Annotated in this window: 29 protein-coding genes and 1 other RNA gene; 23 read left to right on the forward strand and 7 right to left on the reverse strand. The window is 32.7% G+C overall.

The window, feature by feature from the left end; all coding sequences use genetic code 11:
• The first annotated feature begins 11 nt into the window (after positions 1-11).
• The 3 genes from Q0856_RS09910 (at position 12) to Q0856_RS09920 (ending at position 1,693) form a co-directional block, all read left to right on the forward strand.
• Positions 12-299 (forward strand): 4a-hydroxytetrahydrobiopterin dehydratase, encoded by a 288-nt coding sequence (locus Q0856_RS09910; protein WP_298504592.1) that lies wholly within the window; start codon positions 12-14, stop codon positions 297-299.
• Positions 300-373: 74 nt separating this feature from the next.
• Positions 374-1,084, forward strand: a complete 711-nt coding sequence (locus Q0856_RS09915; RefSeq protein ID WP_298477157.1) for a YebC/PmpR family DNA-binding transcriptional regulator — start codon at positions 374-376, stop codon at positions 1,082-1,084.
• 105 nt (positions 1,085-1,189) lie between these two features.
• Positions 1,190-1,693 carry a hypothetical protein gene (locus tag Q0856_RS09920; protein ID WP_298504595.1) on the forward strand — a complete coding sequence of 168 codons (504 nt, stop codon included), beginning with the start codon at positions 1,190-1,192 and terminating at the stop codon, positions 1,691-1,693.
• Here the strand turns inward: Q0856_RS09920 and Q0856_RS09925 are convergent.
• The 6 genes from Q0856_RS09925 to Q0856_RS09950 are packed head-to-tail and all read right to left on the reverse strand — an operon-like array spanning position 1,690 to position 6,881.
• A complete protein-coding gene (locus Q0856_RS09925) occupies positions 1,690-2,229 on the reverse strand; it encodes a 1-acyl-sn-glycerol-3-phosphate acyltransferase (RefSeq protein ID WP_298504596.1) in 540 nt (179 codons plus the stop codon). The two genes, Q0856_RS09920 and Q0856_RS09925, sit on opposite strands and share 4 nt — an antisense overlap.
• A 55-nt stretch (positions 2,230-2,284) precedes the next feature.
• Positions 2,285-3,412 carry an iron-containing alcohol dehydrogenase family protein gene (locus Q0856_RS09930; protein WP_298477171.1) on the reverse strand — a complete coding sequence of 376 codons (1,128 nt, stop codon included), beginning with the start codon at positions 3,410-3,412 and terminating at the stop codon, positions 2,285-2,287.
• Between the two features lie 7 nt (positions 3,413-3,419).
• Positions 3,420-4,118, reverse strand: coding sequence for an HAD family hydrolase (locus Q0856_RS09935; protein ID WP_298504598.1), 699 nt, complete (start codon positions 4,116-4,118; stop codon positions 3,420-3,422).
• Entirely contained in the window at positions 4,109-4,822 is a 714-nt protein-coding gene (kdsB, locus tag Q0856_RS09940; protein WP_298477228.1) for a 3-deoxy-manno-octulosonate cytidylyltransferase, read from the reverse strand. The genes Q0856_RS09935 and kdsB overlap by 10 nt, the downstream gene beginning before the upstream one ends.
• Before the next feature lie 33 nt (positions 4,823-4,855).
• Positions 4,856-5,422: a DUF4126 domain-containing protein gene (locus Q0856_RS09945; protein ID WP_298477177.1), complete on the reverse strand. Its 567-nt coding sequence runs from the start codon at positions 5,420-5,422 to the stop codon at positions 4,856-4,858.
• A gap of 25 nt (positions 5,423-5,447) precedes the next feature.
• Positions 5,448-6,881: an ATP-binding domain-containing protein gene (locus tag Q0856_RS09950; RefSeq protein WP_298504600.1), complete on the reverse strand. Its 1,434-nt coding sequence runs from the start codon at positions 6,879-6,881 to the stop codon at positions 5,448-5,450.
• A gap of 101 nt (positions 6,882-6,982) precedes the next feature.
• Between Q0856_RS09950 and Q0856_RS09955 the strand changes: the two genes are divergently transcribed.
• From Q0856_RS09955 to Q0856_RS09970, 4 genes are read left to right on the forward strand one after another with little or no spacing between them, the layout of a single operon-like run.
• Positions 6,983-7,633: a hypothetical protein gene (locus Q0856_RS09955; RefSeq protein WP_298504601.1), complete on the forward strand. Its 651-nt coding sequence runs from the start codon at positions 6,983-6,985 to the stop codon at positions 7,631-7,633.
• Positions 7,611-8,444: a DUF3822 family protein gene (locus Q0856_RS09960; RefSeq protein WP_298504602.1), complete on the forward strand. Its 834-nt coding sequence runs from the start codon at positions 7,611-7,613 to the stop codon at positions 8,442-8,444. The genes Q0856_RS09955 and Q0856_RS09960 overlap by 23 nt, the downstream gene beginning before the upstream one ends.
• On the forward strand, positions 8,444-8,989 hold the full coding sequence (locus Q0856_RS09965; protein ID WP_298504604.1) for an RsmD family RNA methyltransferase: 546 nt from the start codon (positions 8,444-8,446) through the stop codon (positions 8,987-8,989). The genes Q0856_RS09960 and Q0856_RS09965 overlap by 1 nt, the downstream gene beginning before the upstream one ends.
• 24 nt (positions 8,990-9,013) lie before the next feature.
• Positions 9,014-9,493 carry an OsmC family protein gene (locus Q0856_RS09970; protein WP_298504606.1) on the forward strand — a complete coding sequence of 160 codons (480 nt, stop codon included), beginning with the start codon at positions 9,014-9,016 and terminating at the stop codon, positions 9,491-9,493.
• 29 nt (positions 9,494-9,522) lie between these two features.
• On the opposite strand, the gene rnpB is transcribed toward Q0856_RS09970, so the two are convergent.
• Positions 9,523-9,836: RNase P RNA component class A (gene rnpB / locus Q0856_RS09975), an RNA gene on the reverse strand.
• 129 nt (positions 9,837-9,965) lie between these two features.
• Here rnpB and Q0856_RS09980 point away from each other — a divergent pair.
• The 16 genes from Q0856_RS09980 to Q0856_RS10055 all read left to right on the forward strand — a co-directional run bounded on the left by Q0856_RS09980 (position 9,966) and on the right by Q0856_RS10055 (position 26,907).
• Complete coding sequence (locus tag Q0856_RS09980; RefSeq protein WP_298504607.1) at positions 9,966-11,747, forward strand: DNA polymerase III subunit gamma/tau; 1,782 nt, start codon at positions 9,966-9,968, stop codon at positions 11,745-11,747.
• A 58-nt stretch (positions 11,748-11,805) separates the two neighbouring features.
• Complete coding sequence (locus tag Q0856_RS09985) at positions 11,806-12,387, forward strand: tRNA-(ms[2]io[6]A)-hydroxylase (RefSeq protein ID WP_298504609.1); 582 nt, start codon at positions 11,806-11,808, stop codon at positions 12,385-12,387.
• A gap of 241 nt (positions 12,388-12,628) precedes the next feature.
• Positions 12,629-13,321 carry a hypothetical protein gene (locus tag Q0856_RS09990; RefSeq protein ID WP_298504610.1) on the forward strand — a complete coding sequence of 231 codons (693 nt, stop codon included), beginning with the start codon at positions 12,629-12,631 and terminating at the stop codon, positions 13,319-13,321.
• Between the two features lie 244 nt (positions 13,322-13,565).
• A complete protein-coding gene (locus Q0856_RS09995) occupies positions 13,566-14,492 on the forward strand; it encodes an AraC family transcriptional regulator (protein WP_298504612.1) in 927 nt (308 codons plus the stop codon).
• 333 nt (positions 14,493-14,825) lie between these two features.
• A complete protein-coding gene (locus Q0856_RS10000; RefSeq protein WP_298504613.1) occupies positions 14,826-15,788 on the forward strand; it encodes an NAD(P)-dependent alcohol dehydrogenase in 963 nt (320 codons plus the stop codon).
• A 251-nt stretch (positions 15,789-16,039) separates the two neighbouring features.
• Entirely contained in the window at positions 16,040-16,516 is a 477-nt protein-coding gene (locus tag Q0856_RS10005) for an integrase core domain-containing protein (RefSeq protein ID WP_298504615.1), read from the forward strand.
• A 104-nt stretch (positions 16,517-16,620) separates the two neighbouring features.
• Positions 16,621-16,866 (forward strand): helix-turn-helix domain-containing protein, encoded by a 246-nt coding sequence (locus Q0856_RS10010; protein ID WP_298504617.1) that lies wholly within the window; start codon positions 16,621-16,623, stop codon positions 16,864-16,866.
• Positions 16,867-17,076: 210 nt separating this feature from the next.
• A complete protein-coding gene (locus Q0856_RS10015; RefSeq protein WP_298504823.1) occupies positions 17,077-17,925 on the forward strand; it encodes an IS3 family transposase in 849 nt (282 codons plus the stop codon).
• A gap of 43 nt (positions 17,926-17,968) precedes the next feature.
• Positions 17,969-18,664, forward strand: a complete 696-nt coding sequence (locus Q0856_RS10020; RefSeq protein WP_298504619.1) for a hypothetical protein — start codon at positions 17,969-17,971, stop codon at positions 18,662-18,664.
• A gap of 146 nt (positions 18,665-18,810) precedes the next feature.
• Entirely contained in the window at positions 18,811-19,743 is a 933-nt protein-coding gene (locus tag Q0856_RS10025) for a hypothetical protein (protein ID WP_298504622.1), read from the forward strand.
• Positions 19,744-20,046: 303 nt separating this feature from the next.
• Positions 20,047-20,811 (forward strand): LytTR family DNA-binding domain-containing protein, encoded by a 765-nt coding sequence (locus Q0856_RS10030; protein ID WP_298481288.1) that lies wholly within the window; start codon positions 20,047-20,049, stop codon positions 20,809-20,811.
• 83 nt (positions 20,812-20,894) lie between these two features.
• A complete protein-coding gene (locus Q0856_RS10035; protein ID WP_298504624.1) occupies positions 20,895-22,070 on the forward strand; it encodes an acyltransferase family protein in 1,176 nt (391 codons plus the stop codon).
• A gap of 106 nt (positions 22,071-22,176) precedes the next feature.
• A complete protein-coding gene (locus Q0856_RS10040) occupies positions 22,177-22,737 on the forward strand; it encodes a dihydrofolate reductase family protein (RefSeq protein WP_298504626.1) in 561 nt (186 codons plus the stop codon).
• A gap of 431 nt (positions 22,738-23,168) precedes the next feature.
• Entirely contained in the window at positions 23,169-25,340 is a 2,172-nt protein-coding gene (locus Q0856_RS10045; RefSeq protein WP_298504628.1) for a molybdopterin-dependent oxidoreductase, read from the forward strand.
• An 89-nt stretch (positions 25,341-25,429) separates the two neighbouring features.
• A complete protein-coding gene (locus tag Q0856_RS10050; protein ID WP_298504630.1) occupies positions 25,430-26,332 on the forward strand; it encodes an AraC family transcriptional regulator in 903 nt (300 codons plus the stop codon).
• Positions 26,333-26,412: 80 nt separating this feature from the next.
• The gene (locus tag Q0856_RS10055; RefSeq protein WP_298504634.1) at positions 26,413-26,907 is read left to right on the forward strand and encodes a VOC family protein; all 495 of its coding nucleotides are present in this window, start codon (positions 26,413-26,415) and stop codon (positions 26,905-26,907) included.
• Positions 26,908-26,915 lie beyond the last annotated feature (8 nt).

A 26,915-nucleotide genomic window follows, 5' to 3' on the forward strand; every position in this document is an offset into this window, starting at 1 on the left:
GAAAAAACAAAATGCAAAAATTAACAGATGCCCAAATAGAAGAAAATCTAAAACAATTAGATGGCTGGGAATATATAAACGGTGCTATTGAAACCACTTTTGAGTTTAAAGATTTTAAAGACGCTTTTTCTGTAATGACACGTATAGCTTTTGAATGCGAAAAACAGAACCATCACCCAGATTGGACTAATGTATACAATTCGCTTAATATTCGTCTAAACACGCATGATGCTAATGGAATTACAGAAAACGATATTACATTGGCTCATACCATAGAACAAATAATTACAAGTGACTAAACCTATACTATATTACTCTTGCAACGGTAATAAAATTTATTAAATTTGTAATTGTACCTTTAAAAAAGAACACCATGGGAAGAGCTTTTGAATTTAGAAAAGCACGTAAAATGAAAAGATGGTCTGCTATGTCCAAAGCCTTTACACGTATTGGCAAAGATATTGTAATGGCCGTTAAAGAAGGAGGGCCAGACCCAGACTCAAACGCAAAACTAAGAGCAGTTATACAGAATGCAAAATCTGTAAACATGCCTAAAGATAATGTAGAGCGTGCTATTAAAAGAGCTAGTGACAAAAGTCTTGGAGATTTTAAGGTGGTTTTGTTTGAAGGATATGCTCCTCACGGGATTGCAATACTAGTAGAAACTGCAACAGATAACAATACCAGAACAGTAGCCAATGTACGTAGCTATTTTAACAAATGTAATGGCAATATGGGAACTTCTGGTTCTGTAGAATTTATGTTTGATCATACATGTAATTTTAGAATTCCTGCTGAAGGTATAGACCCAGAAGAATTAGAACTAGAATTAATAGATTTTGGCGCAGAAGAAGTTTTTGTAGATGATGACGGAATTCTAATTTACGCTCCTTTTGAAAGTTTTGGTTCTATTCAAAAAGAATTAGAATCTAGAGAGATAGAAATTTTATCCTCTGGTTTTGAACGTATTCCGCAAGTAACTAAAAAACTTACGGAGGAACAAGCCGCAGATGTTGAAAAGCTATTAGAAAAAATAGAAGAAGATGATGATGTACAGAATGTATATCATACCATGGAAGAATAAACTACCAATTAAAAAGCCACTAAACATTAACTCGCGATATTAGAGTAAAAACGAGTTTACTGTTAACTCTTCATAAATTATACGACTTAATCCTAAATTAATATTATGGTTAAGTCGTTTTTTTTACCTGCAATACTATTTTTTGCTATTACTTTTAAGGCCTATTCTCAGGATATGAGTCCAGAAAAGTTAGAAGAAATAATTACTAAAATTGCAGATACCACCAACTTAAAAAGTAACTCTATACAGTTTATATACAACCGTACTATGCTTGTATGTGTTTACGATGAAAACGCCAACCGAATGCGAATTATTTCTCCAATTATAGAATATAAAAAATTAGAAGAAGAACAAATACTAAACTCCTTAGTAGCCAATTTTCATTCTGCTTTAGACGTAAAATACGCCCTTAGTGATGAAATAATTTGGTCCGTTTTTATTCACCCATTAAAAGAGCTCACAGCGCATCAAGTAGAAGATGCAATAAAACAAGTATACAATGCCAATATTACTTTTGGCTCTACCTATTCTAGTACTAATCTAGTTTTTCCTGGTAACACTAAAAAAGAAGAGAAAACACCAGAAAAAAAATTAATTGAACGGTTTTAATAGCTATATTCCTCTACCATCCCTTTAACTCCTTTAAAAAACAATTCATAAGATTTAAAATCTTCTTCTTTATTTCCTGTTGGTGTATATGGTTTAGATATTTTTACTTGTTTTTTTCCAAAATCAAAAGCAACTAATACTATTGGAACTTTTGCTTCTATTGCTATATAGTAAAATCCTGTTTTCCATTCTGTTACTTTTTTACGTGTACCTTCTGGAGCTAAGGTTAATCTAAACTTTTTTCGAGTTTTAAATACCTCAGCAGTGGCATTCACCATATTATTATTTTTACTCCTATCTACTGGAGCACCACCGGTCCATCTAAAAAACCAACCAAAAGGGGAGTCAAACAAGCTTTTTTTTCCTACATAATTAATCTCTTCATTCCAAACTTTACGAATAAGTAGTCCTAGAAAAAAATCTACCCAACTTGTATGCGGAACTACTGCCACTACGCATTTATCTACCTTTGGAAAATCGCCAACAGTGACCCATCCTAAAATTTTGTAATAGATAAATTTTGCAATCTTATGCATCTAAAAAAAATAAAATAGGAAAGAAATGCTCTTTTCCCTGGTTAACTAAAGGCCCCTATATTTTCTGATAAATAGATCTTAATTTCTCTTCGGTAATAACATCTCTCCAATTTTCACCTAAAGCGTTTTCCCACAAAGGAACCATTCCCATAGCTACCCTTATCATGGTATTAAATTCTTCTTCCGATAGGTCTTTACAAATTCCCTTAGGCAGAACAATATTATGCTTTTCCATCATTTTATAAAACAATACCACTCCTTCTGGATAAAATTCTTCTAGATATTGAAAAACCAAACAATTTCCTATTCCATGCTTTATTCCGAGTAAATAAGACAAACCGTAACTTAACGCATGCGCTACACCTACTTGCGAATAAGCTATACTCATTCCTCCATGCCACGAAGCCATCATTAACTTATCTCTGGCTTCTTCATCATTTAAATCTCCCAAAAAAACTTCTTTACAAAGGTCTAAAGATTTCTCCCCATAACTCTGGCTAAATGCGTTTAAATATGTTCCAGTTAATGACTCTACACAGTGAATATAACAATCCATCCCGGTATAAAACCACTGGTCTTTGGGTACACCAATAGTTAAATCTGGGTCTAATAATACTTGATCAAAAGTTGTGAAATCTGAATTTATTCCTAATTTTCTTTCAGGCCCTAATAACACTGTAGTTCTAGACACTTCCGCACCTGTTCCACTTATTGTTGGAACACCAACATGATATAAGGAAGGTTGAGTAACTAAATCCCATCCTTGATAATCCGCGGCCCCTCCTTTATTATTTAATAGAATTGCAACTGCTTTCGATAAATCTAAAAGTGTTCCTCCGCCAATACCAACAATCCCTGATGGTTCTTCTGCAAACTCAGAACGTATTAAATCTACGATAGCATCTACCTGATGTGTTTTAGGTTCTTCCTCGGCAGATATAAAAATAATTTTATCACTAAAAATGCAAGGAATTTTTGCCGCTAATTCCTGATTTTCAAAAACATCATCTACTAAAAAAATAAATGGAGCTTCAGAGTGTTTTCTTTTAGGCATTAAAATTTCACCCAATTGAACAAAACTACCTTTACCAAAGACAACTCTAGGAACCATTGGAAAGTTCTTATATTCTAAAGGATTGTTACGTCCGGCATCCTTCACTTTTACTTCTTTTTTAATTTCCATTATACTCTTACAAATATGGCACTATTTCAGCTAAACTATGTATTGTTAGAAACTCTGTCTTATCATCCACCTTTTCTACTTCCTCATGTTGCCATGTGGTATGAAAAGGAACATGAACTGCTTTTGCTCCAATATTAACTAATGGTAAAACATCGGACTTTAAAGAATTTCCTATCATCAAAAATTCAGACACTTCAATTTCTAAATGCTCTAACAAATTAGAATAGTTTTTTTCTTTTTTATCGCTCAACACCTCTACATGATGAAAGTATTTAGATAATCCTGAGCGTTCTAATTTTCTTTCTTGATCTAATAAATCGCCTTTTGTTAAAACAATTAATCTATATTTAGACTGCAAGGTTTGCAACACCTCTTCTACTCCTGCTAATAGTTCTACAGGATGAGAAAGCATCCTTTTACCTATCTCTAATATTTTTGATATTGTTTTTTGCGATACTTTATTATTAGAAAGCTCCATAGCCGCTTCTACCATAGATAACATAAAACCCTTAACACCATACCCGTATAGTTCTAGATTTTTTATTTCCATTTTAAAAAGCTCCTGATCTATCTTATTTTTAGTTTCGTACCCCTCTAACAATGTAGCAAATTCTTCTTCTGCATCTCTAAAATAGGTTTCGTTTATCCAAAGAGTATCATCTGCATCAAAACCAATAACTTTTATAGTACTATAATCTACTTCCATTCTGCTCTTGCTCTTTTTAAATCGTCAGGTGTATCTATCTCAATACCACTTACTGTGGTTTCTACCATTTTAATAGTTTTACCATATTCCAAATATCGAATTGCCTCTATCTTCTCTACTGCCTCTAGCATTAACATAGGCAATCGTTGAAAATCCATAAGAGCGCTTTTCCTAAAAGCATAAATTCCTTTGTGCTTAAAATAAACACTCTCTATTTCTTTATCCCTTGGGTAAGGGATTGGAGAACGAGAAAAATATAATGCACGATTGTCATTATCTACAATTACCTTTACCGTATTCGGATTTTTAATTTCATTTACATCTGTAATCTTTACCATTAAGGAAGCCAAATCAATCTCTTTTTTAGGATCTTCTTTAAATACAGTTAGAACACTTGCCAAACTTTCTCTATCTGTAAATGGTTCATCGCCTTGAACATTTACAATAATATCTACATCCATATTAGCCACAGCTTCTGCTATACGGTCACTTCCACAATCGTGCTCTTTTATACTTTTAAGTACCTTACCACCAGCTTTTTCAATAGCTTCAAAAATTACATCACTATCTGTCACTACATAAACTTCATCAAACAACTGCGTATCCACTGCAGCTTCATACGTACGTACTATTACTGGCTTACCTGCTAAATCTTGCATAAGTTTTGCTGGAAATCTTGATGCAGCGTAACGCGCTGGAATCATTGCTATTATCTTCACTTTTAATAGGGTATTAAATTAGCTTTTCCGAGGTCTTATTTTTCTATAAATTCGGAATATGATTATTAAAATTAATATTACCAATACTGCTGCCAAATAAGGTGCAAAAATAGAAGCCGCAGTTACTGCAAAAGCCGTACCTGTTTCTACCGTAGCAACTACAGGATTTGCCACGCCTCCTGTACTTGCTGTAGAAGCTAATCTTGTTGTTGCTCCCGCTCCTTTAATGGCTGTTGCGGTTCCCCCTCCTGCAATTATAGCAAGAGACCAAGTTACCACTGGGTCTAAATTGGCTATAGTAGACACCATTACTGCCGTACCAGCTATAGCGGCCAAAGGTACTGCAAAACTATCTAAGAGATTATCTACCCAGGGAATAAAATATGCAAATATCTCTACTAGAGTGGCTACCCCCAGAACTACCAAAGCTGCTAAACTCCCTATCCACTCCCAACTTTCGTTAAGTTCCCATATATTAAAATAAGAAGCTAAACTTAAAGCAAACAAGGGTAAAAACACTCTAAAGCCTACCGATGCTGCTAAACCTACTCCTAAAAAAATACTTAAGATTGTTTCCGTTGTCATAGTATTCGTTTAAATTAAAAAATGCTTACTCTTCAAAAAAATCATTCTTAAAACCTATTAAATATAATTGTTTTTTAGCTCTAGTAACTGCAGTGTACAGCCACCTTAAATACTCTCGATCTACCCCATTGGGCATATACGGCTGCTCTACAAAAACAGTGTTCCATTGCCCTCCTTGCGATTTATGACATGTAATGGCATAAGAGAACTTAACCTGTAAGGCATTAAAAAATTTATTGTTTTTAACCCCCAAAAATTTTTTATATTTTGATGTTTCATTCTCAAAGTCTTTCATTACTTCTTGGTACAAACGATTACCATCTTCATAAGAAAGCGATGGAGTTTCTGCACTAATAGTGTCTAACAACAAAACTGTTTCAAAAGGTTTTTGATTAGGGTAATCTACCATAGCTACTTTAACCTCAGCAAATTTGAAGCCATAAATTTCTTTAAACCTAAAAATTTCTAAAATCTCTATAATATCTCCATTTGCAATAAAACCAGCTTCCGATTCGGGTTTAAGCCAATAATAGTTGTTTTTCACAACCATCATATAATCTCCAACTGCAAGTTCGTTTTCTAAAAATAAAATTCTGCTACGAATATTCTCGTTATAAAGATTTGCTCGTTTATTAGAGCGAACAATAAAAGCGGTTTCTTCTTTACCATTTTCGGAATACGAGGTATCTATAGCTTCTTGAATTTCATAACCATCTTGTAATCTTACTATATCGGTAAAAGGTTGCACATTAAATTTAAATGCATCATAAAAAGACCCCTCTAATTCCTGTCTTAGAAGAGTTGCATTTACCAATATTCCTGAATTTTCTGCCTGTCGAACAACTTCATCCAACTCTAACTTTACAACTTCTTTATTATAGTTTAAAGATAATTTATCGGCATCTAGAGCCGGACTCAGACTTAAATGAACCGGTGGCAACTGCGCAGTGTCTCCTATTAATAATAATTTACAATTATGCCCCGAATACACAAACTGAATTAAATCGTCTAACAAAGAACCATTTTCGAACAATTTAGAGTCCGCAGGTGTATCGGGAATCATAGATGCCTCATCTACCACGAAAATGGTATTCCTATGCTTATTTGGTGCCATTACAAACTGCACCCCTCCCCCACTTTGTTTTTTAGGAAAATATATCTTCCTATGAATTGTAAATGCTTTCGTTTTAGAATAATTAGACATTACCTTAGCCGCTCTTCCCGTAGGAGCCATTAAAACAGCTTTCATCGCTGTTTGCCACAAACTATTAACCATGGTTCCTATCAATGTTGTTTTACCTGTTCCGGCAAAACCACGTAGTAAAAAAACTTCATTTTTCTCCTTAGACAAAACATAAGAAGAAAGTTTTTGCAAAGCCACTATTTGTTTTAATGTTGGCTCATGAGGGAATTTGGACTTTAATAAAGCGAAAAAAGAAGCATCAGTCATAGATTTCATATATCATCAAATATAATCAGGATTTTTTCGAGAAAACCTTTTGCGAATAAAAAAAAATTGTAGATTTGTGATAACCACTAAATATAATTAACACTTACAAAATGAAGACCATAATACAAATTGTACTTTGGATTGCGTGTATCGGATTAGGATATGCTATATATCAATCAGTTAACGGGCCAATCGAATTTAAAAAAGTAAAACAAGAGCGTTTTGCTAAAGTTGTTTCTAAGTTAAAAGACATTAAAAATTCGCAAGAAGCTTACAAAACAGTTACTGGAAAATACGCAAATGACTTTAAAGGTCTTATTGATTTTGTAGAAAGAGGAAAATACACCATAACGCAACAAAGAGATTCTTCTTTCATGGAAATGGATGAAGCTTATGGTATTGAAGTATTAAAAGAAGTAAAAATTATAGACACTTTAGGTTTTGTTTCTGTTAAAGATTCTTTATTTAAAAAAGATGATCGCTACAAAACAATGATGAATGTTCCTGGAGCTCCAAATGGTGAGAAATTTACCATGAAATCTTCAATTATAGAAAAAAGCGGTTATAAGGCTCCTGTTTTTGAAGCAAAAGTGGAGAAAAGCGTAGTTTTATTTGATCAACCAAAAACGCTTTTAGAACGTGAAAATTCCCATGCAAGTGTTGAAGAAGTTAATGGTAGCACTATAAAGGTTGGCTCTTTAGATGAAGTTAGTACAAGTGGTAACTGGCCTCCAATATATGACAAAAAAACAGATAAATAATACTGCCATCGGAGCAGATACAAATTTTAAGAAATTGTCCATTCAAGTTAGCTTGAATGGACTTTCTTTTTGTGTTGTAGACACTATTAGCAATAAAGTTATACAGTCTGAGAACATCCTATTTAAAAGTGAATTAAACCCGTACAGTTTACTCCAAGAACTACAACCTATTCTCGAAAAGCATCAAATACACAAACAAGAATTCTCTGATGTAATAGTAATACACAAAAATTCCCTTTTCAGTTTAGTACCAACCCCTCTTTTTAATTCTAATGAATTAGAAAGTTATTTAACTTTTAATACCAAAATTTTGGCTAATGATTTGTTAGCTTATGACGAAATAGACAATCAAGAAATAGTAACTGTTTACGTGCCTTTTATGAATGTAAACAATTATATCTACGACCTTTTTGGAGAGTTCACCTACAAGCACCATAGCACCGTTATGGTACACACACTTTTAAATAATTTACATTCTCAAAAAGAAGAAACGTGCTATATTCATGCTTCGGAACAACAAATGGATATAACTGTTGTTACTAATAAAAAATTAAAATTACATAATAGCTTTAATTTTACCACCAAAGAAGACTTCATCTATTATATTCTTTTTACCCTAGAACAACTACACTTAGATCCTGAAACAGTTACTTTAAGACTCTTTGGTTCCATTGAAGAAGATGATAACCTCTATAGTATTTGCTATAAATACATAAAAAACATATCACTTTTTATTCCAAATAATCCGTATCATCCTATTGAAGAATCTAACAGTGAATCTATCGATTTCACTGTTATAAACGCCCTATAATGCGCATAATTTCCGGAAAACACAAAGGAAGACATTTACAAGCTCCTAAAAAACTACCTGTTAGACCCACAACAGACATGGCAAAAGAAGCTCTGTTTAATATTTTAAATAATACGTACTATATAGAAGACATTATTCTATTAGACCTCTTTGCGGGAACAGGAAATATAAGTTTCGAATTTGCATCCAGAGGAGCTACACAACTAACAGCAGTAGATGCCAACTATGGATGTGTTAAGTACATTGACAAAATTTCTGATGAATTAGAACTTAATATTAACACTATTAAAAGTGATGTCTTTTCTTTTTTGGAAAATGTAAAACAGAAAAGCACTATTATATTTGCAGACCCCCCTTATGATTTATCTATAGAAGACTTTACAAAAATTCCTGAAATGGTTTTTTCTAATGAATTACTTCTTAATGATGGAGTATTAATAATAGAACACTCCAAACACACAGACTTATCCTCTTTAAAAAATTTCGCCAACCAAAGACGATATGGAGGTAGTGTATTTAGTTTTTTTGAAGCAAATTCTAAATAAAAACAACCCAAATTTCTCTTCATCATGAAAAAACACAATTACAACATTAAAGTGGAATGGACTGGCAACGAAGGTTCCGGAACAAAAAACTATAAAACATATAATAGAAACCATTCTATACTTGGCGAAGGCAAATATTCCCAAATACATGGCTCTTCTGACCCATCTTTCTTAGGGGATAAAACGCGTTATAATCCAGAAGATTTATTCCTATCTTCCATTTCTTCGTGCCATATGCTTTGGTATTTACATTTATGCTCGGTTCATAATATTATTGTAACGTCATACGTAGATAATGCAACAGGAATAATGGAAGAAAACACAGATGGTAGTGGTAAGTTTACTAGCGTAACTCTACACCCGAATATAACGATAACCAACTCCAAGCATGTACCAAAAGCTATAGAATTGCATACAGAGGCAAACACAATGTGTTTCATTGCAAATTCTTGCAATTTTAAAATAAAACACGATTGTAATATTAGTGTTGAAAACGCTTTATAAAGAATTATAAATACCGCGGATTTCTAAGATAAAAAAGCAGGCCATAAGCCGGATTCTGTCTTTGTATAAAACAAAACCTTATCATTTATCTAGGCCAATGGTTACCCAAAGGCTCTAACCGCCTACCCTTCAGCTCGGACGCGCCGCCCTCGAACACTGATTTACGTGACGTTTCACCGTATAGAGTTTACCTGGTTTCACTACAGCATTACCTGTACATACTTTCTGTTGCACTTGTCCGTCCCAATACATTGGGAGACGGGTGTTACCCGCTATACTGCGCTATGGTGTCCGGACTTTCCTCTCTTCGCACAAGACGAACAGCGATAAGGAGACCTGCTTGAGCACAAATGTAACTCAATTGTTGATAAATATGTTGCTATTATTACTTAAATGAGGTACAAAATCTATAGCTATTTTTATATTTGTAATTAGTACTTTGGTAAAGTCATATAATCTAATAAAAAAGTATTTGGAACCATTTATAGTATCAGCACGTAAGTATAGACCTAAAACATTCAAAGATGTAGTGGGTCAACAGGCTATAACTAATACTTTACTACATGCTATAGAAAGTAACCATTTAGCCCAAGCTTTACTTTTTTGTGGCCCTAGAGGTGTTGGCAAAACTACATGTGCCAGAATACTAGCTAAGCAAATTAACCAAGACGGTAACCAACAAGATGATGAAGATTTTGCATTTAATATTTTTGAACTAGATGCCGCATCAAACAATTCCGTTGATGATATTCGTAGTCTTATTGACCAAGTACGTATTCCTCCTCAGGTAGGAAAATACAAAGTATATATTATTGATGAGGTACATATGCTATCGCAATCTGCCTTTAATGCTTTTCTTAAAACACTAGAAGAACCCCCTAAGCACGCTATCTTTATTTTAGCAACAACCGAAAAGCATAAAATAATACCAACTATATTATCTCGTTGCCAGATATTCGACTTTAAACGAATTACCGTTAAAGATGCGGCCGAATACTTAAAATATATTGCAGAAAGCCAAGGTATTGCAGCTGAAGAAGAAGCCTTACATATCATTGCACAAAAAGCTGATGGAGCCATGAGAGATGCCCTTTCTATTTTTGACCGTGTAGTAAGTTTTTCCGGAAATACCCTTACTAGAAAGGCAGTTACAGAAAACTTAAATGTATTAGATTACGACACTTATTTCTCCGCTACTGATTATATTTTAGAACACAATATTCCGCAATCTCTTATTCTATTCAACAAAACACTTTCTTTAGGTTTTGATGGGCATCATTTTATAAGTGGGTTAGCATCACACTTTAGAGATTTAATGGTATGCCAACACCAAGATACTATTGCCTTATTAGAAGTCGGAGAAGTAACCAAAAAGAAATATTTAGAACAATCAAAGAAAGCATCAGGTTCTTTCCTCTTACAGGCACTGAATATTGCTAATGAATGTGATTTAAAATACAAAACCAGTAAAAATCAGCGGTTACTTGTAGAACTTACTTTAATGAAATTATCCTCTATCAATTTTGATGGAGAAAAAAAAAATCCCGAATCCGTAGCATTACACAATAAAACTATAGAGTTTATTGCTCCTGCCTCTTTTTTTCGTGCCAAAAGTAATGGTTCTACCCTTGAAAATATAAAGAGTAATACTGCTACTACTATACCTGAGCAAAAAACACCTACCTCTGAAACTAAAGAAGCCATAATATCTAAAGTAACCCCGATAATAGAAGAGCAAAAAACTACGCCCCCCCCTTCCCCTAAAAAGATAGATTTAAAAAATCCTATAAAAAGAGTTTCTGGCCTATCTATTTCTAGTCTTAAAGCCAAAAAAGAGCACGAGTTAAATAGAAAGGAGAATGTTGTTGATGAAGCAAAATTACCAAGAGACGCTTTTCCAGAAGAAAAAATGCAAAAATTATGGGCAGCATTTGTAGATGTAATTGACGCGAAAGGACAAAAAATATTGGCCTCTAACTTAAATGCCGATGTTCCTAAATTAAGAAACCAAACAACTATTTGGATAGAACTCCCTAATAATACTATGAAAAAAGAAGTGGAACGTGAACAATACGAACTCATGGAACACTTAAAAAAAGAATTAAATAACTATTTCATAGAATTAAAAATTACCGTTAACGAAACTACAGAAACAAAATTTGCCTTTACCCCAGAAGAGAAATACGAAAAATTAAGACAGAAAAACCCAATCGTTGACCTTCTTAGGCAAGAATTTGATATGGATATAAACTAAAGCCTTTATCCAAAAAAAACTAAAACTGTTTCCGTTCATTTAAATATAATTAAAGCATATGTTAGGACTAAAATTACCAACGGACCCCAGATGGGTAAACATAGTAGAGAAGAATATAGATGAGATATTAACCGACCATGCCTATTGTGAGCAAAAGGCAGCAAGTACTGCTATTTCTTTAATTGTATCTTTTCCTGAATATCCAGATTTGGTAAAGGAAATGATTGCTCTTTCTAGAGAGGAAATGGGACATTTTAAAATGGTACATGATCGTATTCTAGAGCGCGGAAAAACATTAGGACGAGACCGCAAGGATGAATATGTCCTTTCTTTGATTAAATTTTTTCCAAAAGGTGGTAGTCGCACCACGCAGTTAATACATAGATTACTCTATGCCGCTTTAATTGAAGCCAGAAGTTGCGAACGTTTTAGACTTCTTTCCGAAGAATTAGAAGATAAAGAACTTGCTGAATTTTACCATAAATTAATGGTAAGTGAAGCCGGACATTACACCATGTTCCTACAATTTGCCAGAGAATATGGCGATACCGAAGAAGTAAATAAAAAATGGCAAGATTTACTTACCTATGAAGCTACAATAATGAAAAACCTTGGAAACAAAGAAACCGTTCACGGATAAGTCATTTATATAATTCTAGGTAATACTAATAAGTAGCGTATCGCTAGTTAAAATTTATCCTTAGTCTGCCATCCTAAATTTTAAGATTTCTTAAAAAAACAAGCCCATTCTATATTTTTCTAAAGAATTTTCTTTCCTTATCATAAAGATTAATTAGATTAGGCATATAAATGATATATCGATTACTAGTGATTTATATTCAACCGTTGGAAATAATTAGCATTAAACCCTAAATTGAACTATGAATGTAAGATTTCTGATTTTTTCATTATTTATTTATAGCAATACCTACTCTCAAAATTTAGAAAACAACAAGCCCATAAATGTAATGCTTATGAATTGCTATGAATGGAGTGAAATAGATGAAAGTAAAATTGAATTTTCTGACTACTTCGCTGTTTATGAAAAAGAAAAATATTTGATAACTAATTTCAAAATAAAAAAATACAATTCCGACAACACTACTCAACCAAAATTTCTAATCAAAGGATTGAATTCAATAAAGGACTCAACAAATGGTAGATGGATTAATAGGAAAATGTATCCTGGAGAAACCATAATATTTTCTGTTCCTAACTCGGAAAACGAAGAAAAAAGCCGAGGTTATTCAATTTACGCTAAAGGCAAGTTAATTGAAACTGAAAATAACGAGTTTCCATATTTTGAGAAAATAGAAAATTATGAATTAAGAGTTGCTTCTGGAAATACTAATGAAAGTATTGTGAAAATGGATATTACTTCCTTTCCATCTGGAGGATTTGAAGGTGGAATTTATCTTTATTGGATTGGAGATTTAAATGGTGATAATCGACTTGATATGTTGATTGGAACTTCAACTCATTACGCTGGAATTGAATTAATATTCTATTTATCCGGCAAAACGGATAAAGAATTATTTATAAAACATAAAGTAGGAAGTTGTTCTTCCTGCTAAAAAACAACTATTGCCAACACGGTGTATAAAACATAGCTAATAAGGTGCTTAACCAAAGGGTTTGTGTTTATTTAGAAAGTCCGCCAAATTTTTAATTTGGCTCTTAAAAAGGAAAAATTAAAAACAAAATATAATCCCGAAGCTTCGGGAAGGCTCTGTGTTAATCCGAAAATTTAGTGTCTTTTTTGTACGCTACGTTTCATACACAAGTCCGTTAGCGGCAAGCAGACAAAAAATAGAACACATGGAATCAAAAATAAAAACCCTCAAACCAAATGAACTTTTAGAATCTTACATGTGCTTTGGTTCAAAACGAAATGATACTTTCAAACAAGGTTACGAAGACTTCTATATTGCAAGTTTACAAGATTTAACTGAAATTTCTCAGCCTCCCGTTCCCCCAGTAAAGGCAAAAACACATTCACTCATCTTTCTAACAAGTGGTGTATTAGCAATGAAAGCTGGCTTTCAACCAATTAGAATTCATAAAAATGAATGTATTGTCATTCCAGCAGGAAAGGTTTTTAGTCATAGCGTAGAAAACTACAATGAAGGAAAAGAAGGAGAAGGTTTTATTTGTGGATTTAGCGATGATTTTTTAATAGGACAAATTGGTAGTCAGGATTTATTGACATCATTCGAATTTTTGACTGTTTGGGGCAACCCTATTATTAAACTTAAAAACCAATCGGCAAAATATTTAGTCCATGCCTTACGCAGAATTCTGGATGAATACACAACCAATGGACTACATAATAAACTTATCATTCAATCTCATCTTATCGCTTCACTCTGCGATTTAAATGTTGATTATCAGCCACTTTTAAACCACAAAAATAGAACTGCGGTCACGTTAACCAATAGGTTTATAGAATTACTTCACAAAAATATAAATACTCGACATCAGGTTTCTGATTATGCTTCTATGCTTAATATTAGCCCTAATCATTTAAATAAAACAATCAAATTGATTACCCAAAAATCTCCCTCCGTTTGGATTAGAGAATCATTAATCAATGAAGCCAAAGTTTTACTCTTTCAAACAGATCTTTCTATTCAAGAAATCGCCTCAGAATTGGGAATTGATGACCAATCTTATTTTACCCGTTTATTCAAAAAACAAGAAGGTATAACACCAGTTGATTATCGAAAATTGATTGATTTGTCCTAGCATCAGATTGTTCCCTTCTAGTCTTATACATCTCTCATCTCTACTTTTGATGGACGAAAAAACAAATGGTAAACAATTATTGTTTTTTGCACTGAGAAAGAAAATAAAAATAGGAATAATTCAGGCATTTAAGACTTCGGTTAGGACTACAAAGGATGTTGACAAAATAAAACCCCTGCTAGATAATTTGTCTTGGAGTTAGAATAGAATTATGATTTAGAAGATTGTGACAATATTTTGCGAATAGAAGGTTCTTTTATCTCACCAAACACCATTATAAACTTACTGGCTGACGCGGCATTGGAGTTCCAAGAATTAAAATAAATAGAAATCATGAAAAAAATGAGAGCAGTTTTATGCACAAAATATGGGGAGCCGAATGTCTTAAAATTAACAGAAGTCAAAAAACCCATTCCAAAAGAAAATGAGATATTAGTAAAAATACACGCAACTGCTGTTACTGCAAGTGATTGTCTTCTTCGTGGATTAAAAGTGCCTGGAGGACATCGTTTTCCTATGAAGCAGTTAATGAAATTTGGAATGCGTGTATTTATTGGATTTACAAAACCACGAAACCCTATACTTGGTTTGGTTTTCTCTGGTGTAATAGAAGAAACTAATAACATTACTAACTTTAAACTTGGAGATGAAGTATATGGTTTTACGGGAGTAAGTAGAGGAACTTATGCAGAATATAAATGCGTATCCATAAAAGAAGTAGAATCAGGAGAAATAGCCCTTAAACCTAAAAATGCTAGCCATCAAGAGGCTGTAGCAATTGTTTACGGAGGAGTATTAGCCATGCATTTTATGAGGAATGCAAATATTAAAAAAGGACAAAAAGTTTTAATTTATGGGGCTTCTGGTTCTAATGGTACAGCTGCTGTACAAATTGCCAAATATCATGGAGCTCAAGTCACAGCAGTTTGTAGCAATAAAAATTTTGATTTAGTAAAATCACTTGGTGCAATTAAAGTCATTGATTACACATCTAAAGAGGCAATCAATAAATTAGAAAAATATGATTTCATTTTAGATGCAGTCGGAAAAAACAAAACATCACGTTTAAAAGTAGCGTCTAAAACTGCAGTTACATCCAATGGTAGTTATGCATCCGTTGATGATGGTTTTTTAAAAATAAAACTAAGCTATTTAAAAAAATTAAAAACCTATTTTGAAACTGGAAATTTTAAAGCTATAATTGATAGAACTTATTCTTTGAATGATACAGAAAAAGCTCACGAGTACGTAGAAGAAGGTCATAAAAAAGGCAATGTTATAATAAATGTGGTGTAAAAATTTAAGTTAACCCTTAAATTAGAACCTTTCTAAGATTCAGAACTTTTTGATAATCTACTATACATACAGAAGGAGTTTTACTTTATTAATTAAAAAGCTTCCCTCTACGAAAAGCAGAATTCAAAAGGGTTTTTAGGAAATTTGGCATCCCTAAACAAATCCATACTGACAATGGAAGTCCATTTGGTTCCGTGGCCGCGATACAACGATTTACCAGATTATCGTATTGGTTCATAGAACTCGGAATTATGCCTGTATTTTCAGACCCGGCACACCCTGAACAGAACGGACGGCATGAACGTATGCACAGGGATTTAAAGGCCGCCTGTGCCAATCCTTCAGCTTATGACATGAAAGCGCAACAAAGACGCTTAAACAGCTTTGTAAAAGAATATAACAACCTAAGACCTCATGAAGCATTGGACATGAAAACACCCGCTTCAGTACATGAATTTTCAACAAGACCTTTCCCCGAAAGAATCCAACACTTTGATTACGATTCTAAAATGAAAGTCTTAAAAGTTACACAAAATGGAGCCATCAGATGGAAGGCCTACAATTGGGTTTACCTTTCCGCTTCGCTCCAAGGTAAACATATCGGTGCCCTAGAGATTGGTAATGGTATTTGGAGGGTGTTTTATAGAAACGTATTTTTAGGGTTCTTTGATGAACAGGTGTTTAGAAAGAAAGAACAATCAGTAAGATTAGAAACTAACTTAGTGTAAACGCTAATCTATAACTTTTGTAAACTATGTATATTAACGAACATAATAAAAACTGCATCGTCCTGAAATAGGTTGACTAAAAAATTAATCAAATTTAGTCACCAATGGAAGAAAACAAAAAAGCACCCTGCCCAAAAAAGACCTACAAAAAAGTAGGCTTTGAACTCAAACTTTTAATCATTGACCAAATTCATAATGGGCAAATATCCATCAATCACGCTTCAAATAAATATCAAGTCTCTAGAAGCTCCATTCAATACTGGATGAAAAAATACAGTACCTTAGAACAAAAGAAAATTGGTATGAGTAAAAAAGATGAACTACGAAGTACATCACGAATTCCTACTTAAAATAATAAATTATGAGTAAATCAAAAAACTTAAAGAGAAGATTGAAGAACTTGAATTCGTAAAAGACTTCCAACAAGATATCATTGCAGACATGGAACTAATTACTGGTGTCGATATGTCAAAAAAGTCATTGCCCAAAACATTAGCAGACGAGATTCAAAAAAAGAAACAAAACCGTTTAAAAGAAAATGGTTAACTACATGTTTTAGGATAAGCAAACAGGCCTTTTATAAACGACTAAAATCACATCATAATAAAGAAATAAATGAACAAATTATGATACAATTGGTGCGTGATTGTAGAAACAAAATTGGACAACAAACTGGTGATAAAAAATTACATGACCATTTAAAAAATGAACTCAAAAAACACAATATAAAAATAGGTAGAGACAAGTTCTTTGTGTTCCTTAGAAACCATAAACTACTCATTAAGAAAAACAAAACATATCATATAACAACAAATTCTAAACATCATTTTTACAAATACAAAAACCTTGTTAAAAATAAAATACCTACCAGAGTTGAACAACTTTGGGTTACTGATATCACCTATATCAAAACACAAAACGGTCATAATTATCTCGCTTTAGTTACGGACGCATATTCAAAACAAATCATGGGATACAAAATAGATAACCATATGAGAACGGAACTCTGCTTAGAAGCACTGAAAATGGCTCTTAAAAACAGAATATATCCTGATAAAAAGCTAATTCATCATTCCGATAGAGGTTTGCAATACTGCAACCCTACCTATACCCTATTTGCAGTAAATAACAACTTAACTTTGAGTATGACTGAGCAATACGACCCGGATGAAAACGCAGTAGCCGAACGAATTAACAAAACACTCAAATATGAATATGCACTAAAAGAAACAATTAAAAACACTAAACTTGCACAAAAAATAGCTAAAAAGGCTATCTTTATTTACAACAATTTTAGAACACATTGGAGTCTCAATTTAAGCACACTAAACAAGGTTCACTTAAAACAAAATATAGACTACAAATTGTATCGAAAAAATAAAAATAATCTGGAATTATTATCCTTTTAATCATCACAAAAAAGGTCAACCTATTTCAGGACAAGACACGTTAATGAAAAATACTATACTACTATTATTTTTAATTCCGGTTTTAAGTTTCAGTCAAAATTTTGAGGGAACACTTGTGTATGAAAATGACATCATAATTGCGAAAAAATTCTCAAAACAATTCGGAATGACAAAAGAAAAAATGATGAGAAGTGGAAAGTTCTTCGAAGAAACGTTGATTACCTATAAAAACGGCAACTATTTGAGTAAACCGACTAAAGAAAAAATTAAAGTTGTCTACTTATCAGAAAGGAATGAGATTTTAACAATAGACAAAAAATCAGATTTAGTTCCTGCGATTATAGCTGAAATCGATGTGGAAACAGAACTAAAAGACAAAAAGCCCAAAATCACAGTAGAACAAACAGATGAAGTTATCCTTGACATAAAATGTTCTAAAGTTATTGTAGAATGGGAAACAGGTACTTATGAGTATTTTTTTAATTCAGATTATTTAAAAATGGACTCGACATTATATAGTAATCATAAATATGATATGTGGTCAGAATATTTAAAATTATCGAATTCTTTACCATTAAAGATTATTAAAAGAATAGATGGAATGATGACAATAACAATGACACTAAAAGAAACAAAAGAACATTCTGTTAATGATAAAATATTTAAACTTCCCAAATTGGAATTAAGCAAAGAATTTGTTGTTTCTAAAGGAAATCAAGTCTATTATAAAAGAAAATAACATTGCCAACACAGTGTAACAATAATTGCTTGGTTCTAGCCTACTCGGAAAATCCTCGCGGATTTTCAACTTGACGCGTACTTGCTAAGTTCATAACTTTAACGCGCAACTACTTATAAACCAAGTCATTGACAATAGCTCAAAGAATGATAGTAAATCGAACAAACAAAACTGCATTAATTGAAAAAGGTAAATCTTTTAATGGAAAAGGATTATTTTTTTTAAACTTTGACAATAAGACTTCACGCTTATTGCAAGAATATGAAGATTGGGAGCCAATTACTATTTCTGATAATTCCGAACTTTTAATACTAAAAAGTCAATGGATTTCTCATAGAGGCACAAATAAAACTGAACTAATCATTCTTAATATCAAAACAGAAGAAATAATATTCTCTACCAAAGATTATTTAGTATACGATTCAATATTTGACAAGAGAAATAATAGAATATTATTAGATGTTTACAATAAAAAACTTTTTTCTTTAGACCTACGAAACTTTGAAAAAACAGAACTACCAAAAAAAGAATTGCGCATTTGTAAAGGAACATTTATCCGTTTTAAAAACGAGTTTTATGTACCGAGTGAAACCAAAAAGAAATGTATCTTTTGTTTCTCTTTTGAAACTGGAGAAACTGATGAAATACTAATAGATGTAATTGGTAAAATTGAAAAAATCAAATTTCTTAGTAGAGAAAAAACATTTGTGCTTTTATCTTCTGAAAATATCTTGTATAGCTTTTCGAATAATTTTAACACAAAGAATTGGCAAATAGATTTTAAACAACTTGAAGATAAACCGAATAATATTTCTCGAAAAATTTTTAGTTCTGAATCTCAAGATTTAATTTTTTTATCTGCATCATCTACGATTAAAAATAATTGGGGGGTTGATTATTGCATTGACCTAAAGAATGGAAATATTCTTAGCTATATAAATAATGTGAAAGGAAGAGGAAGGATTGCCGAACATTTTTTTGAAAATCAAGTTCTTTTGCATTCAGGAAAAACTATGGATATGATTTCTGGAAAAATAGGAGAATCTGAAGTAATAAAAACTATTGCCTACAATGGCTAATATTAATACGAGTTTTAATGCTTAACCAAAGTTTAGTGTGTTGTTATAGAGTGCTTTAAATCTTTTTGATTTGGCTTTAAGAATGAAAAATTAAAACAAAATAAAAAGATTTGGCTAAGTGCTAATCCGAAAATAAATGTTAATTTAATCCCGTACTAACCACTTAGTCCAACCGTTGTCTTTAATGCAAAAAATCAAGAATCTTCAAGTTTGAAAAATAGCATATCAACTTTTTTATTACAACCATATCCATACTATTACGAGAGGAAGAGTCTGAAAATAATAATTTCTTTGTTTTTTTTTATGACCTTTTTTTTCAATTATGCTTTTGAGCCATTTAATGTTGAATATTCTGAACATAAGATGAATTATTTTTGGATTTCAATAATTCATTCGATAACTCCTGTTTTCGTTCTGTTTACTATTTCTATAGTTTATAAATTACTTAAACTAGAAAACAAATGGAACATTGCAAAAGAAGCAGTTTTCATTTTCATTTTTTTTCTAACTGTTGGATTAATTCAATTTTTAATTAGAGATATTATTTATGAAAATAAAAACAATTGGTCTTTATATTATTTATATGACGAAATTAGGAATACCTTTTTAATAGGTTCTTTATTCGTTATTATTTTAACCCCTTTTAATTTCAATAGGCTAAATGCCAAACATAAAAATAATGCAAGCTCCTTAAATATTACTCTTAATAATACTCCAAAAACAACTAATCAAGTAGACGCTAAAATTAAAATCAATGATTTTGAAATAGAGATTCACCTATTTATGTTCGCCAAATCAGAAGGGAATTATATAGAAATATATCTTAATAAAAAATCTCAAAATAAAAAGTTAGTCAGAAGTACATTAAAAAATTTGGAAACCCTTTTTAAAATATATCCAAACATAATTAAAACACATCGTTCATATCTTGTCAATTCTAATTACATAGAAAATATTAAAGGAAATGCACAAGGTTACCAATTAAAAATAAATCATCATATCGTACCAGTTTCAAGGAATATGATTAAACATTTTAATTTGATAATGAAGCACTTAAAACAAGACTAGTTTTCTATCACAAAAGCTTGTCAATCATCACAAAACAAGCCTAATAAACCCAAACCAACTTATTTTTGACAAAAAAATAAGGAATGAAAACTAGTAGATATTATTACATTGATTCATTAAGAGTAATAGCTATTTTAATGATGTTTGTTTACCACGTTTTTATGGTTTTTGTAGCTGAATGGAACTGGCATATCAAAAATGCAGAAACAAGCAATATGCTATTAGAAATTAACTATTGGATGGCATTTTTTAGAATGCCTTTACTTTTCTTTATTTCTGGATATATTTCTTACATTCTTATGCAACGCTTGCACTGGAAAGAATTCACTATCCAAAGATTTATACGTTTAATAATCCCTACGATTATTTGGACATTCATTCTTGTCGCTCCTCAAATATATTTTGAACGAAAATTAGAAGGAATTGACCAAAATTATATTGAATTTTATCAATCATTTTTAGAATTTAAATGGTGGCCAAACGGAAATTTTCATTGGTTACATTTATGGTTTATTCCTTATTTATTTTGTTATAACATATTATCTATTCCACTATTTTACGCTTTGCAAAAGAAGAATAAGCTTATACTAGCTCTAAACACTTTTTTTAAAAAGCCTAATTCAATATTTGTTTTCGTTTTTGTCGCAATACTTCCTTATACATTTTTATCAGTCCATTATAAAACTACTCACGATTTGATAAATGATATAGCAAGACATTCCTTTTTTATATTCTTTATTATTGCTGGATTACTATTCTGTAGATTTCAACAAGTAATGGGAATACTTAAAGACAAACGACGTTTGTTTTTAAAGTTTGCTTTTTTCTCTATTGTTATAATAAATGTTTTGAGATGGAATGGTTGGGAGCCTTTTGACATTTGGGTGAATTGGATTGAGAAACCACAAACCTATCTTTTTATTGGTCTTCTAAATTTTAACTCTTGGATGTGGGTGTTTTCAAGTTTAGGGTATGGAAAAAGGTATTTTAATAAAAATAATAAATTGCTCAATTATATGAATACAGCAGTATATCCTTTTTATATTTTACATCAAACTGTAATTGTTATTTTAGCATATTATGTTGTTCAAACGAAAGATGAAATTTCATTGAAAATTTTGTTTTTAATATTTGTTTGCTTTTTTATCATCATCATAATCTACCATCTATTCATAAGCCCCTATAATGCTATGAGATTTATATTCGGAATGAAAAGAAAGGAAGAAAAAGCACTAAAAGACAACAAAGAACTGAAGTAAAAAACAAAGGGCATTTTATGTTAATCCAAATACCCTTTTTCTATTTACGAAGCCGTTAAATCTTCTAAATTTTGCTTTAGAACAAAAAAAATAAAACAATTAAGTAATGCAAAAAATAATTTATTACGTAGCTATATCTCTTGATGGATATATTGCAGGAGCCAATGATGATATAAGTAAGTTCGTTCCTACTGGGAAAGGAGTAGAAAAATACTTATCTGATTTACTAGATTTCGAAACGGTGATAATGGGACGCAGAACATATGAATTTGGTTATAAATTTGGGTTGGTTCCTGGGCAACCGGCATATCCGCATATGGAACACCACATTTTTTCAGAAACACTTAAAATTGAGAATCTTGCCGAAAACGTCCGAATTGAAAAAAAATCGATTCTAAGAATAAAAGAAATCAAAGAAAAATCTAAAACAGACATTTACCTCTGTGGTGGCGGACAATTTGCTGGTTGGCTTCTTGACCATGGATTAATCGACCAGTTGAAACTGAAACTAAATCCGATAATACTTGGAAATGGAATTCCTCTTTTTGGGAATTCTAAGACTTCATTAGTTGGAAAATTGATTGAAAAAGAATCATTTGATGATGGACTTGAAATCCTAACCTACGACCTGAAAAAAAACACTAAGCCCAACAATGCTAAAGATTAATAGGAACTTCGAGTCTAAATTGGATTTAGAATCCAAAATCATTGGACTAAAATTGTAGGAACAAATGATTACTCAACTAAATTGATGACTAATTCCCTTCAAAATACTATCGCAGGAGGAGCTGACAGAAATTTTGCCACCGTCTGGTGTGTTTTACATTCAAATGGGCAATCCTAGATAAAGCCATACCCCTTATGACAGAAAGAACCGCCAAACTGGGGAAAATGGAATAAGAATTATTGAAATACTATTACTGACAATTACTAACCACCGTTACAATAGAACGGACTCTGTCCGTATCCAATAGGTATTGCTAAATTTAGTGCCAAACCAAAAATTATTACTAACTTTCCTGTAACTAATGGTTATACCGAACCGCAATGGGCAATTAATTCAAATCCCCTGCATGAATTAATCAAAATAAATAATTCATGGATAAGAAAAAAAACAAGATCACACGACGAAAGTTTGTAAACTTAGGAGCCAAAAGCTACGCCAGTCTTCATTTGGCTTCCGTTCTTCCTAGTTCAATGCTTGGCTCTGCAGGTAATAGTTTTATCGAAACATCAACTTTTCATGGTGTTTGTTATCATGATTGTCCCGATTCATGCAGTTGGAAGGTTGAAGTACAAGATGACAAAGTCATTTCTTTTGTTGGAGACAAAGCCAACCCTTTTACAGCAGGTAAATTGTGTGGTAAAATGGAAACTTTCCCTGATGATATTACATATCACCCTGACAGATTATTAACACCTATGAAGCGAGTTGGTAAAAAAGGCGAGGGTAAATTTGAAGCCATTAGCTGGGAACAGGCCATAAAGGAAGTGGGAGATCAACTCAAAGAAACAATTGCCCAGCATGGCAGCGAGTCTGTTCTTTCCCACGGATACATGGGAACTCAGAGCCAGGTACAAAAGTACGTGATGAGTAGCCGCTTTTTTTCCAGAATGGAAGCTTCAGATATTGCGCATACAATTTGTGGAGGTGCTGTAATACCAGCAAACTTTCAAGTGAATGGTACAGCAATGGGTGTGCTACCAGAAGATATGGTTCATAGCCGATACATTATACTTTGGGGCACCAACACTAAAAACTCTAATGTTCATCAATGGCCTTACGCTTTAAAAGCAAGGGAAGCTGGGGCAAAAATTATTGTCATAGACCCTTTTGTTTCTGCAACTGCTAAAGAGGCCGACTGGCACATTCAACTACTACCTGGTACAGATGTTGCATTGGCTCTGGGAATGATGAATGTTATAATTAATGAAGGTTTAGTAGATCAAGATTATATTGACAATTACACCTCTGGTTATAAAGATTTAAAAGAACATATCAAATCATATGACCCTAAAAGGGTTTCAAATATCTGCGGTCTACCGGGTGAGGACATTATTCAATTAGCTAAGGAGTATGCCAGTGGTGACCCCTCTTTGATTCGTATTCTGGTTGGAATTGAACATAATTACAACGGTGGGGATGGCACTAGAGCGGTCGCTATACTGCCATCGCTAACCGGAGCATGGCGCAAACTAGGTGGCGGATTAATGCACTTGACTTTTGAGATGGGCGGTCGTGCCCTCAACTGGGAGCGATTAAGTTATCATAATCAAATGCCAACACAAACAAAACGCACCCTTAATATGGTTCAAATAGGACAACTTCTTAATAATCCAGACCTTAATCCAGTCATCAAATCTATTTTTATTTTCAACTCAAACCCGATGGTAACGACACCCAATGCGAACTTAACAAAAAAAGGGCTGGAGCGAGAAGACCTTCTTACAGTTGTATTGGAGCATTTCATGACCGAGACTGCCAAATATGCGGATTATGTTTTCCCAGCCACAACCCAGCTTGAACATTGGGACATTGGAGATTCTTGGGGGCAAGTCTATATCAATATCAATCAACCTGCTATTACTCCGTTGGGAGAAGCCAAACCAAACAGCGAATTTTTTCGCCTTATGGCCAAAGAAATGGGGTATACCGACGATTGCTTTATTGAAACCGATAAAGAACTAGTAAAGTCGGCCTTCGATTCTGATCACCCCTACCTAGAAGGAATTGATTTTGACTACATGCAGAAAAATGGCTGGGCCCGATATAAAATTCCAGAGCCATTTTTACCACACGCAGAAGGCAATTTCGGTACAGCTAGCGGTAAATGTGAATTTGTTAGTAAAAATAATGGTCTACCATCCTACAAAGAAGTTCCCTATTCGGAGAAGGAAAAAGCCAATTACACTTTACAACTTTTGACGATAAAGAATACAAAAGGATTTCATAATTCTTCGCATGCTAATGTTAAGCATCTCCGACAAAACGAAGGTAAACCTTGGCTAGATATACATCCGGAAGATGCTAGCTCAAGGGGCATACGAAATGGAGATGAATTAGTGGTGTTCAATCAACGCGGTAAAGTTATCCTTGAAGCGAAAATCTCTGACCGTATTAGGCCAGGTGTGGTATGTATGCCACACGGTTTTTGGCCTTCATTAATCAAAGGGGGGCAGGCATCTAACAACCTGACAAATGACCTATTGACGGATATAGGAGGTGGAGCCGCACTCCAAGACTGTCGTGTCCAAGTAGCAAAAACATGAATTCAAATTTAGTACATAAAGCCCATAACAATACCCAAATTCATTACCGGCGGATTTCCTAAACGGAAATCACGCGCAAAAAGCTAACTTTGGGTTCAGCCACATTGTCCTTTGAACAAATTACGGCAATCAAACTTTGTCCAACCGTTCAAGGGTACTCTAAGAAACAAATTCAGTTAATGAAATATCAGACTTATAAACCAAATAAAAACTTGGAATCCATAGTCAAATTTTATTGGACTCTGGAAGTTCCGTTTGACTCACAAAATCAGAAACAAAAAATTGTACCTGATGGTTGTATTGAAATGACCTTTAACTTCAAGGATAAGATTAAGCGTTACGTATCCGAAAATGACTTTATTGTACACCCAAATGTCATGATAATGGGACAAAGAACAGAATCTTACTACATAGAACCTTTGGGAGATGTTGATTCATTTGCTATTTGTTTTTACCCATACGGGTTTGCTAATTTTGTATCTACTTCTCTGGAGAAATTAGTTAATACAGAAACACCAATTGAAAATTTGTTCGGAGAAATACTGGCAAAAAAACTAGAACAGAAAATCTTCCAAGCAACAAGTACACAAGAACGTATTGAAATCATTGAAGCATTTCTTTTAGATAGACTTAATCAGAACACAACTATCGAAAATTTAGTTAAAACAACCGTAAATTCTCTTCTAGCAACCAACGGGAGTAGCTCAATAAATAAAATATTGAAGAACGATTTATCTAAAAGAAGAAAACTTGAAAGAGATTTTAGAAAACAGATAGGTATTAGTCCAAAACAATTAGCTAAGGTTTTGCGGTTGCAAACAGCTTTAAAAATGCTACTTGATGAGAAAGAAAGCCTAACAAATATTGCCTATGAAAGTCAGTATTTTGACCAAGCACATTTTATTAAAGACTTTAAAGAATTCATCGGAACAACTCCGAAAGAGTTTTTAGGAAACGAAAACATGGCCCTTTCCACCCTTTTCTACAAATAGCATTTATTGTCGCATTTTTACAATTTTAATATACCTATTCAAAATAACTTTGTTGCGATAATTATATAATCCTAAGATAAATGAAAAGAATATTTTTAAGTGTTTCCATTCTGTTTGCTATTTGTTTTGTTACATGTAAAAAACAAAACAAACCCGATTCTAAAACAGAAAAACAAGGTTTAGCTATAGAAAAAAATATTAATACTATGAATAGTTACATATCCCTTTTTGAAATACCGGCAACAGATATTGCAAGAGCCATCACTTTTTATCAAGCAATTTTGAATATTAAAATTCAAAAAATGGAAATGCCAGGAATGGAAATGGGAATATTTCCTTATGAAAATCAAACGGTTACTGGGGTGATAATGAAAGGAGAGGGTTTTAAACCATCTGCTGATGGTGTAACCATTTATCTCAATGGCGGAAACAACCTCCAAACGATACTTGACAAAGTTGAAGTTAATGGAGGTAAAATTATTGTTCCTAAAACTGCTCACGCTGATGAAAGTGGTTTTTTTGCTTTGTTTATAGATACAGAGGGAAATAGGCTTGGTCTTAATTCTGCAAACTAAAAGTGATA

Origin of the sequence: uncultured Maribacter sp., from assembly GCF_947496775.1 — a bacterium.
Classification (GTDB): Bacteria; Bacteroidota; Bacteroidia; order Flavobacteriales; family Flavobacteriaceae; genus Maribacter_B.

Coding starts and splice junctions, on each gene's coding strand:
- Q0856_RS10025 (WP_298504622.1), top strand. CDS start 18,811: ATGATAGTAAATCGAACAAACAAAACTGCATTAATTGAAAAAGGTAAA.
- Q0856_RS10045 (WP_298504628.1), top strand. CDS start 23,169: ATGGATAAGAAAAAAAACAAGATCACACGACGAAAGTTTGTAAACTTA.
- Q0856_RS09950 (WP_298504600.1), bottom strand. CDS start 6,881: ATGAAATCTATGACTGATGCTTCTTTTTTCGCTTTATTAAAGTCCAAA.
- kdsB (WP_298477228.1), bottom strand. CDS start 4,822: ATGATTCCAGCGCGTTACGCTGCATCAAGATTTCCAGCAAAACTTATG.
- Q0856_RS10030 (WP_298481288.1), top strand. CDS start 20,047: ATGACCTTTTTTTTCAATTATGCTTTTGAGCCATTTAATGTTGAATAT.
- Q0856_RS09970 (WP_298504606.1), top strand. CDS start 9,014: ATGAAAAAACACAATTACAACATTAAAGTGGAATGGACTGGCAACGAA.
- Q0856_RS10055 (WP_298504634.1), top strand. CDS start 26,413: ATGAAAAGAATATTTTTAAGTGTTTCCATTCTGTTTGCTATTTGTTTT.
- Q0856_RS10005 (WP_298504615.1), top strand. CDS start 16,040: ATGCCTGTATTTTCAGACCCGGCACACCCTGAACAGAACGGACGGCAT.
- Q0856_RS09925 (WP_298504596.1), bottom strand. CDS start 2,229: ATGCATAAGATTGCAAAATTTATCTATTACAAAATTTTAGGATGGGTC.
- Q0856_RS09915 (WP_298477157.1), top strand. CDS start 374: ATGGGAAGAGCTTTTGAATTTAGAAAAGCACGTAAAATGAAAAGATGG.
- Q0856_RS10010 (WP_298504617.1), top strand. CDS start 16,621: ATGGAAGAAAACAAAAAAGCACCCTGCCCAAAAAAGACCTACAAAAAA.
- Q0856_RS09965 (WP_298504604.1), top strand. CDS start 8,444: ATGCGCATAATTTCCGGAAAACACAAAGGAAGACATTTACAAGCTCCT.
- Q0856_RS10035 (WP_298504624.1), top strand. CDS start 20,895: ATGAAAACTAGTAGATATTATTACATTGATTCATTAAGAGTAATAGCT.
- Q0856_RS09955 (WP_298504601.1), top strand. CDS start 6,983: ATGAAGACCATAATACAAATTGTACTTTGGATTGCGTGTATCGGATTA.
- Q0856_RS09930 (WP_298477171.1), bottom strand. CDS start 3,412: ATGGAAATTAAAAAAGAAGTAAAAGTGAAGGATGCCGGACGTAACAAT.
- Q0856_RS09910 (WP_298504592.1), top strand. CDS start 12: ATGCAAAAATTAACAGATGCCCAAATAGAAGAAAATCTAAAACAATTA.
- Q0856_RS10040 (WP_298504626.1), top strand. CDS start 22,177: ATGCAAAAAATAATTTATTACGTAGCTATATCTCTTGATGGATATATT.
- Q0856_RS09945 (WP_298477177.1), bottom strand. CDS start 5,422: ATGACAACGGAAACAATCTTAAGTATTTTTTTAGGAGTAGGTTTAGCA.
- Q0856_RS09920 (WP_298504595.1), top strand. CDS start 1,190: ATGGTTAAGTCGTTTTTTTTACCTGCAATACTATTTTTTGCTATTACT.
- Q0856_RS09985 (WP_298504609.1), top strand. CDS start 11,806: ATGTTAGGACTAAAATTACCAACGGACCCCAGATGGGTAAACATAGTA.
- Q0856_RS09990 (WP_298504610.1), top strand. CDS start 12,629: ATGAATGTAAGATTTCTGATTTTTTCATTATTTATTTATAGCAATACC.
- Q0856_RS10020 (WP_298504619.1), top strand. CDS start 17,969: ATGAAAAATACTATACTACTATTATTTTTAATTCCGGTTTTAAGTTTC.
- Q0856_RS10000 (WP_298504613.1), top strand. CDS start 14,826: ATGAAAAAAATGAGAGCAGTTTTATGCACAAAATATGGGGAGCCGAAT.
- Q0856_RS09960 (WP_298504602.1), top strand. CDS start 7,611: ATGACAAAAAAACAGATAAATAATACTGCCATCGGAGCAGATACAAAT.
- Q0856_RS09935 (WP_298504598.1), bottom strand. CDS start 4,118: ATGGAAGTAGATTATAGTACTATAAAAGTTATTGGTTTTGATGCAGAT.
- Q0856_RS09995 (WP_298504612.1), top strand. CDS start 13,566: ATGGAATCAAAAATAAAAACCCTCAAACCAAATGAACTTTTAGAATCT.